The following is a 13630-nucleotide window of genomic DNA, read 5'->3' as shown; positions in this document are numbered from 1 at the left end:
TCCCCCGAAAAACACAGAAAAGTCGAAATACGCAAAAAGCCTCGCTCTTGGGCCCACATACGACACGGGACCGGCGCCGGCACCAGCGTGTGCGGTAGACATTGTGTCCACCCGCGTCCACGGCGCGGCAACGTATTTTCCTGACCGTCGAGGACCGCCGGTCGAAGGGAGTCATGGGACGTGCAGCGCAAGGCGGTACGGGAATTCCTGCCGGGCATCGCGATGCTGACCGCACTCGCGGCCGGCCTGGCCGGCCTCACGGGGTGCACGAGCGGCGGCCAGACCGGGGCCGCGACCGACAACAAGGCCGGCGGCAAGGCCGCCGCACCCGCACAGCCCGGGAAGTACCGCAGCCTGCCCGCGCCCTGCAAGGCCGTCGACGGCAAGCGCCTCAAGGGCATGCTCCCGGCCGCCGAGAACCTGCCGCCCGAGCAGCGCGGCCCGCTGTACGCCGGGACCGCGGACGCCTCGTACGACGGTGACCGGCACGTCGGCTGCCGCTGGACGGCCCAGAGCGCGGAGGAGACCCGACTGCTGTCGGTCGGCTTCGAGCGCGTGGTCTCGTACGACCGCGGTGCCGCCAGCGACGACGACAAGGCGCGCCAGGTGTTCGTCGCTCGGCTCACCGACGCGCACCTGCCCTTCCCCGGGCCGATCCCCACCCCTTCGGGCACGGGCGTCCCGGCCGCGACCACGCCGACGCAGGCGGCGCCCCCGCCCGCGTCGCCCTCCGCCCCGGCTCCCGGCGCCACGGCTCCCGCCCCGCCCACGCCCAGCCCCAGCCCCAGTGCCGTCGAGCTCGGGTCGCGCGTGCTGGCGGGGCTCGGGAACGAGGCCTTCCTCGACGACAAGCTGAGCCCCGCGGGGGCCACGGCGGCGCAGACGCGCACGGTCCGGATTGTGTTCCGCACCTCGAATGTCCTCGTCACCGTGGAGTACAGCGTGCAGCCGTCGCTGCCCGGCGTGGTCCCGCCGAGCACCGAAACCCAGGACAGGGCACGGCAGTTGGCGCAGGATCTGGTCGATCGGTTCAACGAGTGAGAGGGGCGCGCGACGGCGGGGCGTGACGGCGCGCACAGCAGCCGGGCGCCGGGGCGGGCTACCGTTGCCCGGGTCACGCGTCCGAAGAAGTCCGATCAACGTACTGAAGGAAACATGCACCGATCAGCCTCGCGCCTCACCCGCGTTCTCGCCTGCGCAGCCGTCCCGGTGATCCTCACCGTCGCGGGCTGCTCGTCCGATTCGGGCAAGGCCTCGGGCTCGGGCGGCGACAAGAAGTCCGGCTCCTCCGCGTCCGCCAAGCCGAACGCCACGTCCTCGCCCACCCTGGAGAAGGCCGCCTTCGCCGCGCTCCCGGACCCGTGCAAGGCGGTCCAGGGCTCGACGATCGGCACGCTGGTGCCGGAGGCGAAGGACAAGAACGGTACGGCGACCAAGTCGAACGACCTGTCCACCCGTGCCAGCTGCTCCTGGAACGGTCTGGACGAGGACGGCCTGAAGGGCTCGCAGTACCGCTGGCTCTCGATCTCCTTCTTCCGCTACGACTCGCACGCCTCGCTCGGCCCGGCCAACAAGCGCGCGGAGGACCAGTACAACAAGCAGGTCGAGACCGCGAAGGCCGCCGAGGGCGCGCAGAACGTGAAGACGGAGCCGGCGGGCGGGATCGGCGACCAGGGCACGTCCGTGGTGTACACGTCGAAGAAGGACGTGGACTTCTTCAACACCACCATCGTGGCGCGCCACCAGAACGTGGTGGTCACGCTCGACTACAACGGCGCCGCGTACGAGGGTGCGGGCGCTCCGGACCAGGCGAAGCTGCTCCAGGACGCCATCGCGGCGGCCAAGGAGTCGGTGTCCTCGGTGGACGCGGCCAACCAGCAGAAGGCCCCTGAGCAGCAGTCGGGCCAGCCGCAACAGGGCGGCCAGCAGTCCGGCCAGCAGCAGGCGGGCCAGCCTTCGGCCCAGCCCGCGGGCCAGGGCTCGGGCCAGGGCTCGGACCCGCAGTCCGGCCAGTCCCAGTAGGAACGGCCCCAGGAGGAGCGGTCCCGGCAGGAGCGGCCGCCTCCGCGGCAGCCCCGGCGGCGGAGGCCGCCGTCGTAGCGGGGCCTACCGGAGCGCTGACATCCGGTCACCCGTACGCTGTGCCTGCCGCGGCTCGGTAAAGGCCCGGTAAGTGCTCGACCAAGGGGAGGGGATCGCGGGTGGCCGCGATGGAGCTGACTCGTACGCACCGGATACTCATCGGCGTCGTGGTCGCCGGAGCGGTGGTCATCGCGGGGATCGGGTTCGCCGGCTCGTACGCCGCGGTGCGCACGCTGGCCCTGCAGAAGGGCTTCGGCAGCTTCTCGCTGGTGTTCCCGATCGGCATCGACGCCGGCATCTGCGTGCTGCTGGCGCTGGACCTGCTGCTGACGTGGCTCCGCATCCCCTTCCCCCTGCTGCGCCAGACGGCGTGGCTGCTGACGGTGGCGACGATCGCCTTCAACGGAGCGGCGTCGTGGCCCGATCCGCTCGGTGTCGGCATGCACGCGGTGATCCCGATCCTGTTCGTGGTGACGGTGGAGGCGGCCCGCCACGCGGTGGGCCGGATCGCGGACATCACCGCGGACCGGCACATGGAGGGGGTGCGCATCACGCGGTGGCTGCTCTCGCCGATACCCACCTTCAAGCTGTGGCGCCGGATGAAGCTGTGGGAGCTGCGCTCCTACGAGCAGGCGGTCGGCATGGAGCAGGACCGGCTGATCTACCAGGCCCGGCTGCAGGCGCGGTACGGGCGGTCCTGGCGGCGCAAGGCTCCGGTGGCGGCGCTGATGCCGCTGCGACTGGCCCGGATCGGCGTGCCGCTGGCGCACACGGCCCCGGAGGGCCTGGCGGCGGCGGGCATCGAGCCGGCCCTGCTGCCCCCGGTGGCGCAGTCGGCTTCGGCGGTGGTGACCGCCTCCGCCGCGGCGCCGGTGCCGGAGGCTCCCGCGCTGGAATCGGCGGCGCAGCAGCCCGCGGCGCAGGAGCCGGCCGAGGCCCGGCAGCAGCAGCACCGGACCCAGGAGCAGCAGGCCCGAGAGCACCCGGCCCAGGAGCAGCAGGCCCCGCACCACGGCCCGGAGCAGGGCCGCCCGCAGGCGCACGACCGGCAGCGGGACCCGGAGCCGGCGGCCTCCCCCGCGCCCGGCGGGCCGGCGGTGCCCGGACCCGCCGCCGCCCACGCCGCGCCGCCCTTCGCGGTGGATCCGACGGCCATGCCGGCGGCCCACAACAGCGCGTGGTTCGCGGCGCCGCTGGCCCCGCAGGCGGCGTACGAGGGCGGCTACAACCCCCAGTACGTCGAGGGGTTGGAGCCGATCCCGGTGATGCCCCCGGCGGGCCCCGAGGCGCCGCAGGAGTCCCTGCCCCAGGGCCCCCGGCCGGACCTCCCGCTTCCCGGCCCCCGCCGGGACGAGGACCCCGAGGGCCCCGAGACCCCCGACGAGGCCGAGTTCGCCGAGGCGGCGTACAAGGCGTTCTGCGCGCTGGTCCAGGAGACGCAGACCTACCCGTCGGCCGAGGTGCTCGACATACACCTCTCGGACCGCTTCGGCGTGACCCACCCGCGCAGCGTTTCGCTGCTGCGCCGGATGGTCCCGGCGTTCAGGCAGCAGCACCACAAGGACAGGGAGGCCGAGCCCGCGTGAGCGGCCGGCCGGTCCCGGTACGGACATGCGCGAGGGCCCGCACCCCGAGGGGTGCGGGCCCTTGCGCGTACCGTCCGCGGCCTCAGGCGGCGAGCAGCTTGCGCACCCGGTCGGCGCCCACGGCGAGCAGCAGCGTGGGCAGTCGCGGTCCGGTCTCCCGGGTCACGAGCAGCCGGTACAGCAGGGCGAAGAACGTCCGCTGCGCGACCTTCAGCTCCGGGGTCGGCTTGGCGTCGGGCTCCAGCCCGGCCATGACCTTCGGCACGCCGTAGACGAGGGTGGTGAGCCCGTCGAGCGACCAGTGGGAGTCCAGGCCCTCCAGGAGCAGCCGCAGGGACTCGCGGCCCTCGTCGTCCAGGGACGCCAGCAGCTCGGTGTCGGGCTCCTCGCGGACCAGGGTGCGCTGGTCGGCCGGGACCTGGGTGGTGATCCAGTTCTCGGCGCGGTCCAGACGCGGCCGTACCTCGTCGAGCGAGGCCAGCGGCTGCGAGGGGTCCAGGTCCGTGAGGATGCGCAGGGTCTGCTCGTCGTGCCCGGCCGTGATGTCGGCGACGGACGCGAGCGTCCGGTACGGCAGCGGACGCGGGGTGCGCGGCAGCTCGGCGGCGGCGGTGCGCACGGCGCGGGTGTGCGCCGCGGCGTCGGCGGGCAGGACGGAGCCGTCGGCGACCTTGGCCTCCAGCTTGTCCCACTCGTCGTAGAGCCGCTGGATCTCCTGGTCGAAGGCGATCTTGAAGGACTGGTTCGGGCGGCGGCGGGCGTACAGCCAGCGCAGCAGCTGCGGCTCCATGATCTTCAGCGCGTCGGAGGGGGTGGGCACCCCGCCCTTGCTGGAGGACATCTTCGCCATGCCGCTGATGCCGACGAACGCGTACATCGGTCCGATCGGCTGCTCGCCGCCGAAGATGTGCACGATCTGGCCGCCGACCTGGAAGGACGAGCCGGGCGAGGAGTGGTCGACGCCGGAGGGCTCGAAGACCACGCCCTCGTACGCCCAGCGCATCGGCCAGTCGACCTTCCAGACGAGCTTGCCGCGGTCGAACTCGCTGAGCTTGACCGTCTCGGTGAACTGGTCCTCGGTGCAGACGTACGTCATCTCGGTCGTCTCGTCGTCGTACGAGGTGACCTTGGTGAAGTCCTTGCCGCACTCGGCGCAGTACGGCTTGTACGGGAAGTACCCGCCCTCGCCGGTGCTGCCGTCGTCCTCGGCGGCCGCGCCGGAGCCCTCCGCGGCCTCCAGCTCGGCCTCGTCGGCCTGCTTCTGCTGCGGCTTCCTGCCGCCCGGCTTCTGCTTGGTGCGGTACTGGTCGAGGACCGCGTCGATGTCGCCGCGGTGCTTCATGGCGTGCAGCACCTGCTCGCGGTACACGCCGGAGGTGTACTGCTCGGTCTGGCTGATCGGGTCGTACGCGACGCCCAGCTCGTCCAGGGCGTCGATCAGGGCGGCCTTGAAGTGCTCGGCCCAGCTGGCGTACGGGGAACCGGCCGGGGCGGGGACGGAGGTCAGCGGGCGGCCGATGTACTGGGCCCACGACTCGTCGACGCCCGGGACGCCGGCCGGCACCTTGCGGTAGCGGTCGTAGTCGTCCCAGGAGATCAGGTGCCTGACCTCGATGCCCCGGCGGCGGATCTCGTCCGCGACCAGGTGCGGGGTCATGACCTCGCGGAGGTTGCCCAGGTGGATCGGACCGGAGGGCGAGATTCCGGACGCGACGACGACCGGTTTGCCGGGTGCTCGGCGCTCCGCCTCGGCGATGACCTCGTCCGCGAAACGGGAGACCCAGTCGGTCTCGGTGCTGCTCTGAGCCACGACACGTCCTTCTGCTCGAATGCTGGCTTCAGCCATTCTCCCAGACGGAGCGGGTCACTCCGGGGTTGCTTTTTCTCCCGAGAAACGAAGGGGCCCCACGTGGGATACTCGGCCCTTGCCGGAACACCCAAGTGCACCCACCGGCACAACCTCACAGGAACGGCAGCTCATGGCCTCGGTCCCTTCCCTCGCTTCTTCCGTCAACCAGCGCGTCGCGGACGCCCTCGCCTCCGCGCTGCCGGAGGCCGGTGCCGCCGACCCGCTGCTGCGACGAAGCGACCGGGCCGACTTCCAGGCCAACGGCATCCTGGCACTCGCGAAGAAGGCCAAGGCCAACCCGCGCGAGCTGGCGACGACCGTGGTCGAGGCGATTCCCACCGGTGACCTGATCCGGGAGATCGAGGTCTCCGGGCCCGGCTTCCTCAACATCACCATCACCGACCGGGCGATCACCGAGACCCTCGCCGCGCGTGCCGGCGACGACCGCCTCGGCGTCCCGCTCGCGGCGAAGCCGGGCACCACGGTGATCGACTACGCGCAGCCGAACGTGGCCAAGGAGATGCACGTCGGCCACCTCCGCTCCGCCGTGATCGGCGCGGCGATGGTGGAGATCCTGGAGTTCACGGGCGAGAAGGTGGTCCGCCGCCACCACATCGGCGACTGGGGCACCCAGTTCGGCATGCTCATCCAGTACCTGATCGAGCACCCGCACGAGCTGGACCACAAGGCCGAGGGCGGCGCGGAGGTCTCCGGCGAGGAGGCCATGTCGAACCTGAACCGCCTCTACAAGGCCTCGCGGGCGCTCTTCGACTCCGACGAGGAGTTCAAGACGCGGGCGCGGGCGCGGGTCGTCGACCTCCAGGCGGGCGAGCCGGAGACCCTGGCCCTGTGGCAGCGGTTCGTGGACGAGTCGAAGATCTACTTCTACTCCGTCTTCGACAAGCTGGACATGGACATCAAGGACCCCGACGTGGTCGGCGAGTCCGGCTACAACGACATGCTGGTCGAGACCTGCAAGCTGCTGGAGGAGTCGGGCGTCGCCGTCCGCTCCAACGGCGCGCTGTGCGTGTTCTTCGAGGACGTCAAGGGCCCGGACGGCAACCCGACCCCGCTGATCGTGCAGAAGTCGGACGGCGGCTTCGGCTACGCCGCCACCGACCTCTCGGCGATCCGCGACCGCGTCGGCGGGCTGCACGCCTCGACCCTCATCTACGTCGTGGACGCGCGGCAGTCGCTCCACTTCAAGATGGTCTTCGAGACCGCGCGCCGGGCGGGCTGGCTGAACGACGGGGTCAAGGCCGTCCAGCTGGCCTTCGGCACCGTGCTCGGCAAGGACGGCAAGCCGTTCAAGACCCGCGAGGGCGAGACGGTGCGGCTGGTGGACCTCCTCGACGAGGCCGTCGAGCGGGCGACCGCGGTCGTCCGGGAGAAGGACCAGGACCGCGGGCTGCTGACCGAGGAGGAGATCGTCGAGAACGGTCTCCAGGTCGGCATCGGCGCGGTGAAGTACGCGGACCTCTCCACCTCCGCCGCGCGCGACTACAAGTTCGACCTGGACCAGATGGTGTCGCTGACCGGTGACACCTCCGTCTACCTCCAGTACGCGTACGCCCGGATCAGGTCCATCCTGCGCAAGGCCGGCGACCGCTCCCCGGCCGCCCACCCGGAGCTGGAGCTGGCTCCGGCCGAGCGTGCGCTGGGCCTGCACCTGGACCACTTCGGCGAGCTGATCGAGGAGGCCGCCGCGGAGTACGCCCCGCACAAGGTGGCCGCGTACCTCTACCAGCTGTCCTCGCTGTTCACGACCTTCTACACCGAGTGCCCGGTCATCAAGCCCGAGCCGGAGCTCGTGGTCGGCGAGAACCGGCTGTTCCTGTGCGACCTGACGGCCCGGACGCTCTCCAAGGGCATGTCCCTCCTCGGCATCCGCACCCCCGAGAAGCTCTGACCTCCTCGCCTGTTCCACCCGATGGCCCCCGGCGCATCCGCCCCGGGGGCCATCGCGTTCCCCGGCCGTGGCCGGACCCCGACGGCTAGGGTGGACGTGTCCGATCCGAGGAGGAACCGGAAATGACGACCGCGACACCTGAGCCCGGCGGGTCCGTACCGCCGATGCCGGAGTACACGCCGAAGGCGTTGCGCGCTGCCATAGCCGCCCACACCCCGGATCTGCTGCCCGACTTCGACGACACCTGGCGGCGGCAGATCGCCGACGCCTACGACATCGCGCCGGTGCCCGCGTTCATGGCTCGCTGGTGGGGCGAGTACGCCCTTGCGCGCGACCCCGAGCTGGACCGCCACGTCAGCGATCTCGAAAAGCGGGCGGCCGAAGCCGACGACATCGAAGCGGCCCGCAAACTCCTCGACGAGGCCTCCCGCATCCGCCACGAGCTGCGCAAGCGGGAGCCCGGCGAGTGAGCGAAGAGTTCACCGGGCCGCCGTGGGCCGTGGACTGTACCCAGGACGCCGAGAAATACCGGCTCGGCCTGCCCGAAGCTGCTCGCGAGGCGCTGTGGGAAGTCCTCTTCGAGCTGCGCACGTCGCACACCCCGTACCGCGCGGAGAATGTGGAACCCGCGCGGTCCACCGTCCCCCGGGGCCCTCACATCGCGTACTTCGACGGCTTCCGCGGCTGGATCCGTTTCACGTTCCTCCCCCGGGTGGCCGAGCCGCAGATCGTGGTCGAGGAGATCTTCTGGCAGTAGGAACGGGCGGGGGGCCGGCGCTGCACTCGTTCACCCGTACGGTCCGGTTGGGGCCGTACGGGCCGGGTAGGGGACGGCCCGTCCTTCCCCAGCGTCTCCCCGGAGGCATCCGTGCCCGACATGAACGGCCCCTACAAGCCCGGCACCCCGTGCTGGATCGACCTGACGGTCCCCGACCAGCGGGCGGCCATCGACTTCTACGGTGACCTCTTCGGCTGGCAGGGCGAGATCGGCCCCGCCGAGCAGGGCGGGTACGCGGTCTGCACCCTCAAGGGCAAGCCCGTCGCCGGGATCATGAAGGCCATGAACCCGGACGGCAGCGTCCCCGACCCGATGCCGCCGGCCGTGTGGACCACGTACCTGTCCACCGACGGCATCGACCCCGCCCTCAAGTCCGTCTCCGACGCCCACGGCACGGTCCTGATGGGCCCGATGGACGTCATGGACCTGGGCCGGATGGCCGTCGTCGCCGACCCGACCGGAGCCGTCTTCGGCCTGTGGCAGCCCGGCACCTTCGACGGCGCGGGCATCGTCAACGAGCACGGCGCCCTGATCTGGAGCGAGCTGAGCACCGGCGACATCCCCGCCGCCGCCGCGTTCTACACCGCCGTGCTGCCGGTCACCACGGCGGCGTCCGTCATGCCGGGCACCGAGGGGTACACCGAGTTCAAGGTCGGCGACCGCGCGGTGGCCGGGATGATGGACCTGGGCAACCTCCCCCCGGGCACCCCGCCGAACTGGCTGCCGTACTTCCACGCCGACGACGTCGACGAGATCCAGGCCGCGGCCACGCGGGCCGGCGCCGACGTCCTGGCCCCCGCCTTCGACATGGTGGCCGGCCGCATGGCCGTCCTGGCCGACCCGCAGGGCGCGCCCTTCGCCGTGATCGCGGCGACCGTGCCGGAGCCGACCACCTGATGTGACCGGCGCACAGGGAGTGTTCCCCCTGTGCGCCTCCTCCCCGGCAGCAAGCCGAAGGGGTCCGCCTGGCCCAGCGTGAAGCTGGGCAGGAACACGATCGCCGGGCCCCCCGTGACAGCCGGTAGCGGTTACTCCGACCGCTCGGCGACCAGCGGGGCAAGGCCGTCCAGGATGCGGTTCAGGCCGAAGCGGAACTGGAAATCGGGCTCGCCGGCGCCGCTGAACGCGTCGGAGTCCAGCAGCCGCGTCACCGCGGGATGGGTGTCCGGGCCGGCGAGCAGCCGTAGCGTGCGGACGTACTGGGCCAGGGCCTGTTCCGGGGCCACGCCCGACTTGATGATGGCGTCGATCATGTCCGCGGCCATGGTGGCCTCGTTCCGTACCAGGCCGCCGATCAGGATGATCGTGGAGAGCTTCTCGCTCTCCTTCAGGCCCGTACCGGCCATCGCGGCCAGCCCTCGGTCCATCCAGGCCAGCTGGTTCGGGGTCGCGGGCGGGGCCGTGATCGGGATGCGCAGGATCCAGGAGTTGGCCATCAGGACGGCCCGCTGCGCGTACGCCCACTCCGTCAGCAGCTCCCGCCAGTCCGCGCCCTCCCCGGCCTTGGGGTCCGGTGGGGTGCCGACCCCCGCGTCCGACATGAGGACGTACAGCTCCTCCTTGGCGGCGACGTACCGGTAGAGGGACATCGTCGAGACGCCGAGATCCTTGGCCACCCGGCCCATGGAGACGGCGTCCATCCCCTCACTCGCGGCCAGCGCCACGGCCGCCTCCACGATCTTCGCCAGCGTGAGCGTGGGACGCGGACCCTTGCCCGGGCGTTCGCGCAGACCCCAGGCCATCTCCAGGCTGGCCGGGAGCCCGGTCCCGCTGTCCTCTTCCGCCATGTCCGCCCACTCCTCGATTGACCCCCATCCTAGTTCTGTGTATTACTTACACAGAAGAGCGTAGGGCATACGCAGAAACGGCGAAGGGAGCACCGCCCCTCATGACCACGCACGCCTCCGGCGGCCTCGGCATCCACGCGACCGGCCTCACCAAGTCCTACGGCGAGCTCCGCGTCCTCGACGGCATCGACCTGGCCGTCCCGCGCGGCAGCGTCCTCGCCCTCCTCGGGCCCAACGGCGCCGGCAAGACCACCACCGTCCGGATCCTCGCGACCCTCACCGCCGCCGACTCCGGCACCGCCCGCGTCGCCGGGCACGACGCCGTCACCGAACGCTCCCGGGTGCGTGAACTCATCGCCCTCACCGGCCAGTTCGCCGCCGTCGACGAGCTGCAGACCGGTACCGAGACCCTGCGCATGATGGGCCGTCTGGCCGGGCTCTCCCCCCGCGCGGCCCGTGCCCGGGCCGACGAGCTCCTCGCCCGCTTCGGCCTCACCGAAGCGGCCGGCCGCACCGCGAAGACGTACTCCGGCGGCATGCGGCGGCGCCTCGACCTCGCGGCGAGCCTCGTCTCCCGGCCCGAGGTGCTCTTCCTCGACGAGCCGACCACCGGACTCGACCCGCGCAGCCGCCAGGACCTGTGGGAACTCGTACGGGAACTGCGCACCGACGGCACGACCGTGCTGCTCACCACCCAGTACCTGGAGGAGGCCGACCACCTCGCCGACCGGGTCGCCGTCCTCGCCGACGGCCGCATCGCCGCCGAGGGCACCCCGGCCGAACTGAAGTCCCGCGTCGCCGGACACCGGCTGGACCTGACCCTCACCACCGGCGCCGCCTACGAGGCCCTCGCCCCGCGCGCCGTCCACCTCGCTCCCGACGAGCTCACCCTCGGGCTGCCCACGGACGGCACCGCCGCCCATGTCCGGGCCCTGCTCGACGAACTCGACCCGGACCGCACCGAGATCGACCGCTTCACCCTGCGCAGTGCCACCCTCGACGACGTCTTTCTCGCCCTGACGGGAGCCGACCGATGACCGCCATGCCCGTGAGCGCCTTCGCCCTGGCCGGCCGCAGCCTGCGCATCAGCAGCCGCCGGCCCGACGCGCTGATCGCCGCCCTGATGCTGCCCGTCATGCTGATGCTGATCTTCGTGTACTTCTTCGGCGGGGCCATCGACACCGGGACCGCCTACGTGACGTACGTGGTCCCCGGCGCCATGCTGCTGTGCGCGGGCTTCGGCGCGGCCTCCACCGCCGTCAGCGTCGCCGAGGACATGACGAACGGGGTCATCGACCGCTTCCGCTCCCTCGACATCGGCGCCGTCCCCATCCTCGCCGGGCACGTCGCGGCTTCGGTGGTGCGCAACCTGATCTCCACCACCCTGGTCCTTGCCGTCGCCCTCGCCATCGGCTTCCGGCCGCAGGCCGGGCCGGCCGCGTTCCTCGCCGCCGCCGGGCTGCTCCTCGCGTACATCACGGCGATCTCGTGGCTGGCCGCCGTACTCGGGCTGCTCGCCGGATCGCCCGAGGCCGCGGGCGGGTTCACGTTCCTGATGATGTTCCTGCCGTACCCGTCCAGCGCCTTCGTCCCCATCGAGACCATGCCCGGCTGGCTCCACGGCTTCGCCGACCACCAGCCGCTGACCCCGGTGATCGAATCCCTGCGCGCCCTGCTCCTGGCACAGCCCGCCGGTGACACCCCGTGGATCGCCCTGACCTGGTGCGCGGGCATCACGGCCGTGGCGCTCACCCTCGCGGGCGTGCTCTTCCGCGTCAGGACCCGTTGAGGGACCCCTGCCGGGGCCCCTCAACGGGCCGATGACGCGCCTGCTCGCTCAGCCGCCCAGCGGGTAGGAAGTACGGCCCGTCGCCTCGTCGATCTCGGCGTGGGCCTTCTGCAGCATCTGCGACGCGAGATCCATGAGCGCGCGGGCGCCCGCGATCTCTTCCCCGACCCTCAGCTGCTCCGGGTCGGAGGGGTGGCGCATGGCGTAGCCGCGCGCCCTCATCTCGGAGCCGTCCCCGAGCCTGACCAGGGCCGCCGCACTGGTGCGGTGGCCCTCCTCGGTGAATTCGAGCTCCACGTGCCAACCGACGAGCGTGGACACGGTGCATCACCTCCAGGGGGTCACCCTCCCCTCCAGGGTGCGCCCGGCCCCCGGTGGCCGCGACCGGGACCGCAACGGGACCCTCGGCTCCCGTCCCGGTCACAGGAGTGGCTAGAGGCCGCCGGTGAAGAGGAGGCGGTTGGGGGTCCCCGGGCTGACGCTCGTCAGAACGTCCTTGGTGGTCTGCCGGTCGATCCATCCGGCCACCTCGGCCGCGTCGGCCGTCGGGTGCGCCGCCTTGTAGAGGGCGGCGACCCCGGCGACGTGCGGCGAGGCCATCGAGGTGCCGCTCAGGGACAGCGCCCCGCCGCCCAGCATGGCGGAGGTGATGTCCTGGCCGGGGGCGTAGAGGGAGACGCAGGCGCCCCAGTTGGAGAAGTCCGTCTCCTCGTCCCGGCGGTGGGACGCCGCGACCGTCAGCACCCGCTCCGCGGACGCCGGGGAGACCTGGCAGGCGTCCTTCGCGTCGTTGCCCGCCGCGATCACCGGCAGCACGCCGGCGTCGGAGAGGGCGTTCGCGGCGTTGTTCAGGGCCTGCGAACGGTCCCCGCCCAGCGAGCCGTTCAGGACGGCCGGGTGCTTGGCGTTCTTCGCCACCCAGTCGAAGCCGGCGATCATCCCCGAGTACGATCCCCGCCCGTCGCAGTCCAGCACCCGGACGCTGACGACACCCGCCTTGCGCGCGACCCCGTACGTCTTGCCCGCGACCGTGCCGGCGACGTGCGTGCCGTGGCCGTTGCAGTCCTGGCCCAGGCGTCCGTCGCCCACCGCGTCGAAACCGAAGGAAGCCCGGCCGCCGAACTCCTCGTGTCCGTAGTCGACGCCGGTGTCGAGGATGTAGGCGGTGACGCCGGCGCCGTTGCCGGAGGTGGTGAAGTCGCCGTCCAGCGCCGGGTCCCGCTGGTCGATGCGGTCCAGACCCCAGGAATCGGCCGGCGCCCGGGTCCCCGGCGCGGGGGCCGGCCGCGGCGGGGCGGTGATCCTGGCGTCCTGCTCGACGGTCTTCACCCCCGGGCTGACTCGGACGATGTCCAGCTGGAGCGCGGTCAGGGGGGCGGCGAACCCGTTCATCGCCCTGCTGTAGACGAACGTCGGCTTCACACCCAGCTTCCGGGCGACCCCGGCCGCGTCCACCGCCCCGTCGAGGGTCACGATGTAGCTGCCGGGCACCGCGTCGGCCGCGGTGAGCAGCGGGGCGGGGGTCGGCTCCGGGGCCGCGACGGACTGCGAGGCGGTCGCCGACGGGGCGGTCACCGACGGGGCCGTCACCGACGAGGCGGTCGCCGACGGGCCGGCGAGGGCCAGCGCGGCGGTGACGGCGGTCGCGAGTGCGGTCTTCGTGCGAGTGTTCATGCCGGTGAGGGCACCACGCGGGAACGACGGCCGCCTAGGACATCCCCCGTGTCCCCACGGACACGCCGAGCACCACAGTAATGCGCTCCGCCGACCAGGTGGCCCACCCCGGCCCCGCCCTGCCGGGCCCGTCGGGGGGCACCGTCAGGCCGCCCCCGGACCCCCGGCGGGCGGCC

13 protein-coding genes are annotated in these 13630 nt (G+C 72.2%); 9 read left to right on the top strand and 4 right to left on the bottom strand.

Going from position 1 to position 13630, the window contains the following annotated elements; all coding sequences use genetic code 11:
• The first annotated feature begins 180 nt into the window (after positions 1–180).
• The 3 genes from ACFWU6_RS21810 (at position 181) to ACFWU6_RS21800 (ending at position 3668) form a co-directional block, all read left to right on the top strand.
• Complete coding sequence (locus ACFWU6_RS21810; protein ID WP_383982535.1) at positions 181–1041, top strand: DUF3558 domain-containing protein; 861 nt, start codon at positions 181–183, stop codon at positions 1039–1041.
• A gap of 114 nt (positions 1042–1155) precedes the next feature.
• Positions 1156–2022 carry a DUF3558 domain-containing protein gene (locus ACFWU6_RS21805; protein WP_383803487.1) on the top strand — a complete coding sequence of 289 codons (867 nt, stop codon included), beginning with the start codon at positions 1156–1158 and terminating at the stop codon, positions 2020–2022.
• A gap of 179 nt (positions 2023–2201) precedes the next feature.
• Positions 2202–3668, top strand: a complete 1467-nt coding sequence (locus ACFWU6_RS21800) for a DUF2637 domain-containing protein (protein ID WP_383982532.1) — start codon at positions 2202–2204, stop codon at positions 3666–3668.
• An 82-nt stretch (positions 3669–3750) separates the two neighbouring features.
• Here the strand turns inward: ACFWU6_RS21800 and lysS are convergent, their stop codons facing one another.
• Positions 3751–5514: a lysine--tRNA ligase gene (lysS, locus tag ACFWU6_RS21795; RefSeq protein ID WP_383803491.1), complete on the bottom strand. Its 1764-nt coding sequence runs from the start codon at positions 5512–5514 to the stop codon at positions 3751–3753.
• Positions 5515–5647: 133 nt separating this feature from the next.
• Between lysS and argS the strand changes: the two genes are divergently transcribed.
• The 4 genes from argS (at position 5648) to ACFWU6_RS21775 (ending at position 9101) form a co-directional block, all read left to right on the top strand.
• Positions 5648–7426: an arginine--tRNA ligase gene (argS, locus tag ACFWU6_RS21790; RefSeq protein ID WP_383803493.1), complete on the top strand. Its 1779-nt coding sequence runs from the start codon at positions 5648–5650 to the stop codon at positions 7424–7426.
• A 122-nt stretch (positions 7427–7548) separates the two neighbouring features.
• Positions 7549–7896 (top strand): DUF6247 family protein, encoded by a 348-nt coding sequence (locus tag ACFWU6_RS21785; protein WP_383803495.1) that lies wholly within the window; start codon positions 7549–7551, stop codon positions 7894–7896.
• Positions 7893–8183: a hypothetical protein gene (locus ACFWU6_RS21780; protein ID WP_383982529.1), complete on the top strand. Its 291-nt coding sequence runs from the start codon at positions 7893–7895 to the stop codon at positions 8181–8183. Before ACFWU6_RS21785 ends, ACFWU6_RS21780 begins: the two co-directional genes overlap by 4 nt.
• 120 nt (positions 8184–8303) lie before the next feature.
• Entirely contained in the window at positions 8304–9101 is a 798-nt protein-coding gene (locus ACFWU6_RS21775) for a VOC family protein (RefSeq protein WP_383982578.1), read from the top strand.
• A 131-nt stretch (positions 9102–9232) separates the two neighbouring features.
• Here the strand turns inward: ACFWU6_RS21775 and ACFWU6_RS21770 are convergent, their stop codons facing one another.
• On the bottom strand, positions 9233–9991 hold the full coding sequence (locus ACFWU6_RS21770) for a TetR/AcrR family transcriptional regulator (RefSeq protein ID WP_383803499.1): 759 nt from the start codon (positions 9989–9991) through the stop codon (positions 9233–9235).
• Between the two features lie 101 nt (positions 9992–10092).
• Between ACFWU6_RS21770 and ACFWU6_RS21765 the strand changes: the two genes are divergently transcribed.
• Positions 10093–11028, top strand: a complete 936-nt coding sequence (locus ACFWU6_RS21765; RefSeq protein ID WP_383982526.1) for an ATP-binding cassette domain-containing protein — start codon at positions 10093–10095, stop codon at positions 11026–11028.
• A 5-nt stretch (positions 11029–11033) separates the two neighbouring features.
• Positions 11034–11780 carry an ABC transporter permease gene (locus tag ACFWU6_RS21760; RefSeq protein WP_383803539.1) on the top strand — a complete coding sequence of 249 codons (747 nt, stop codon included), beginning with the start codon at positions 11034–11036 and terminating at the stop codon, positions 11778–11780.
• 48 nt (positions 11781–11828) lie between these two features.
• Here the strand turns inward: ACFWU6_RS21760 and ACFWU6_RS21755 are convergent, their stop codons facing one another.
• Positions 11829–12101, bottom strand: a complete 273-nt coding sequence (locus ACFWU6_RS21755) for a DUF1876 domain-containing protein (protein ID WP_383803503.1) — start codon at positions 12099–12101, stop codon at positions 11829–11831.
• Positions 12102–12212: 111 nt separating this feature from the next.
• Positions 12213–13454 carry a S8 family serine peptidase gene (locus ACFWU6_RS21750; RefSeq protein WP_383803505.1) on the bottom strand — a complete coding sequence of 414 codons (1242 nt, stop codon included), beginning with the start codon at positions 13452–13454 and terminating at the stop codon, positions 12213–12215.
• Positions 13455–13630: the final 176 nt, after the last annotated feature.

Source organism: Streptomyces sp. NPDC058674 (genome assembly GCF_042716505.1).
Classification (GTDB): Bacteria; Actinomycetota; Actinomycetes; order Streptomycetales; family Streptomycetaceae; genus Streptomyces.
Note: the sequence above shows the minus strand (reverse complement) of the source record. Positions and strands in the feature narration are given on the sequence as shown.

What these genes read in the sequence shown, in the direction of transcription:
- ACFWU6_RS21805 (WP_383803487.1), top strand. Translation starts at nt 1,156, where the DNA reads ATGCACCGATCAGCCTCGCGCCTCACCCGCGTTCTCGCCTGCGCAGCC.
- lysS (WP_383803491.1), bottom strand. Translation starts at nt 5,514, where the DNA reads ATGGCTGAAGCCAGCATTCGAGCAGAAGGACGTGTCGTGGCTCAGAGC.
- argS (WP_383803493.1), top strand. Translation starts at nt 5,648, where the DNA reads ATGGCCTCGGTCCCTTCCCTCGCTTCTTCCGTCAACCAGCGCGTCGCG.
- ACFWU6_RS21785 (WP_383803495.1), top strand. Translation starts at nt 7,549, where the DNA reads ATGACGACCGCGACACCTGAGCCCGGCGGGTCCGTACCGCCGATGCCG.
- ACFWU6_RS21775 (WP_383982578.1), top strand. Translation starts at nt 8,304, where the DNA reads ATGAACGGCCCCTACAAGCCCGGCACCCCGTGCTGGATCGACCTGACG.
- ACFWU6_RS21770 (WP_383803499.1), bottom strand. Translation starts at nt 9,991, where the DNA reads ATGGCGGAAGAGGACAGCGGGACCGGGCTCCCGGCCAGCCTGGAGATG.
- ACFWU6_RS21765 (WP_383982526.1), top strand. Translation starts at nt 10,093, where the DNA reads ATGACCACGCACGCCTCCGGCGGCCTCGGCATCCACGCGACCGGCCTC.
- ACFWU6_RS21760 (WP_383803539.1), top strand. Translation starts at nt 11,034, where the DNA reads ATGCCCGTGAGCGCCTTCGCCCTGGCCGGCCGCAGCCTGCGCATCAGC.
- ACFWU6_RS21750 (WP_383803505.1), bottom strand. Translation starts at nt 13,454, where the DNA reads ATGAACACTCGCACGAAGACCGCACTCGCGACCGCCGTCACCGCCGCG.